Annotated in this window: 2 protein-coding genes; both read left to right on the plus strand. The window is 45.4% G+C overall.

Features of this window, described 5'->3' with window-relative positions; all coding sequences use genetic code 11:
- A partial coding sequence (gene pyrG / locus ACP45E_RS01915) for a glutamine hydrolyzing CTP synthase (protein WP_069584635.1) occupies positions 1–1,351 on the plus strand: 1,351 nt, incomplete at its 5' end.
- Between the two features lie 92 nt (positions 1,352–1,443).
- Positions 1,444–2,687, plus strand: a 1,244-nt coding sequence (gene eno / locus ACP45E_RS01920; RefSeq protein ID WP_069584637.1) for a phosphopyruvate hydratase, incomplete at its 3' end; no start/stop codon positions are given.

Raw genomic sequence — 2,687 nt, forward strand, 5'->3', positions numbered from 1 at the left:
AGACGTTCTACGCAAAGAGCGCCGCGGTGACTACCTAGGTGCAACGATTCAGGTTATCCCTCATATCACTAACGCCATCAAAGATCGCGTCATCGCTGGTTCTGAAGGCCATGATGTCGCTATCGTTGAAGTGGGTGGTACTGTAGGCGATATCGAATCTCTACCATTTATGGAAGCGATTCGTCAGCTAGCAGTAGAACTTGGCCGCGAACGCGCGATGTTCATGCACCTGACCCTGGTTCCATACCTGGCAGCAGCAGGCGAAGTGAAAACCAAACCAACTCAGCACTCTGTTAAAGAGCTTCTGTCTATCGGTATCCAGCCTGATATTTTGGTTTGTCGTTCTGATCGTGTTATTCCTGCAAACGAACGTAAGAAAATCGCACTTTTCTGTAATGTACAAGAAAAAGCGGTTATCTCAATGAAAGACGTAGATTCTATCTACAAAATCCCACAACTTATCAAAGCACAAGGTCTTGATGACCTAGTATGTGCTCGCTTTGGTATTACGGCACCAGAAGCGAACCTTGCTGAGTGGGAACAGGTTATTTATGAAGAAGCGAACCCAACTGCTGAAGTTACTATCGGTATGGTGGGTAAATACATCGAGCTTCCAGATGCTTACAAGTCAGTAAATGAAGCATTAAAACACGCAGGCTTGAAAAACCGCCTAAGTGTGACCATTAAGTATGTAGACTCACAAGATGTCGAGTCGAAAGGTTTTGAAACTCTAGAAGGTCTCGATGCTATTCTAGTTCCTGGTGGCTTTGGTGACCGTGGTATTGAAGGTAAGATTTTAGCCGCTCAATATGCTCGTGAAAACAAAGTACCATACCTTGGTATCTGTCTTGGTATGCAAGTGGCGCTTATCGAGTACGCACGTAATGTTGCGGGTCTTGAAGGCGCACATTCAACAGAATTTAACAAAGAGACGAAGTACCCTGTAGTAGGATTGATCACTGAATGGGTTGATGGTGAAGGTAAAGTCGAAGAACGTACTGAAACTTCAGATCTAGGTGGTACTATGCGTCTTGGTTCACAGCTTTGTCACCTTGCGAAAGGCACGAAAGCTTATGAGCTTTACGGTAGCGCGACGATCCATGAACGTCACCGTCACCGTTACGAAGTGAACAATAACCTTCGTCCACAAATTGAAAAAGCAGGCCTAAAAGTGTCTGGTTTGTCGGCGGACAAGAAGTTAGTTGAGGTTATCGAGAACCCAGAGCACCCGTGGTTTGTGGCCGCTCAGTTCCACCCAGAGTTCACTTCAACCCCACGAGATGGTCACCCACTATTTGAAGGCTTTGTAAAAGCTGCCGGTGATTATCAACGCGGTGAATTTGAAAAATAAGATTTTGAAGTAAGGAATACAGGCGGTGATATAAGAATTATGTTGCTGTTTTTAATTTGACATTTATATATTCAACGAGAAGGAAACATTCAATGTCTAAGATCGTTAAAGTTCTAGGTCGTGAAATTATTGATTCACGTGGTAACCCAACTGTAGAAGCTGAAGTACACCTAGAAGGCGGTTTCGTAGGTATGGCTGCTGCTCCATCTGGCGCATCTACTGGTTCTCGCGAAGCTCTTGAGCTGCGTGACGGTGACAAATCACGTTTCCTAGGTAAAGGTGTTCTTAAAGCTATTGAAGCTGTAAACGGCCCAATCGCTGAAGCTCTAGTTGGTAAAGACGCAAAAGCTCAAGCTGACGTTGACCAAGTGATGATCGACCTTGACGGAACTGAGAACAAATCTAAGTTCGGCGCTAACGCTATCCTAGCTGTTTCTCTAGCGAACGCTAAAGCGGCTGCTGCTGCTAAAGGCATGCCTTTATTCGAGCACATTGCTGAGCTAAACGGCACTGCTGGCCAGTTCTCTATGCCTCTACCTATGATGAACATCATCAACGGTGGTGAGCACGCTGATAACAACGTTGACATCCAAGAGTTCATGATCCAACCAGTTGGCGCTAAGACTCTTAAAGAAGGTCTACGTATCGGCGCTGAAGTATTCCATAACCTAGCTAAAGTTCTTAAGTCTAAAGGCTACAGCACTGCAGTTGGTGATGAAGGTGGTTTCGCTCCTAACCTTAAGTCTAACGCTGAAGCTCTAGAAGTTATCGCAGAAGCTGTTGCAGCTGCTGGTTACGAACTAGGTAAAGACGTTACTCTTGCTATGGACTGTGCAGCATCTGAGTTCTTCGACAAAGAAGCTGGCATCTACAACATGAAGGGTGAAGGTAAAACTTTCACTTCTGAAGAGTTCAACCACTACCTAGCTGAGCTAGCGAACAACTTCCCAATCGTTTCTATCGAAGACGGTCTTGACGAGTCTGATTGGGATGGCTTCAAGCACCAAACTGAACTTCTAGGCGACAAGCTTCAAATCGTTGGTGACGATCTGTTCGTTACAAACACGAAGATTCTTGCTGAAGGTATCGAGAAAGGCGTAGCTAACTCTATCCTTATCAAGTTCAACCAAATCGGTTCTCTAACAGAGACTCTAGCTGCTATCAAGATGGCTAAAGACGCTGGCTACACTGCAGTAATCTCTCACCGTTCTGGCGAAACTGAAGATGCAACTATCGCTGATCTAGCGGTAGGTACAGCTGCAGGTCAAATCAAAACTGGTTCTATGAGCCGTTCTGACCGTGTTGCTAAGTACAACCAACTTATCCGTATCGAGGA

Origin of the sequence: Vibrio genomosp. F10 str. 9ZD137, from assembly GCF_049974785.1 — a bacterium.
In the GTDB taxonomy this organism is placed as follows: Bacteria; Pseudomonadota; Gammaproteobacteria; order Enterobacterales; family Vibrionaceae; genus Vibrio.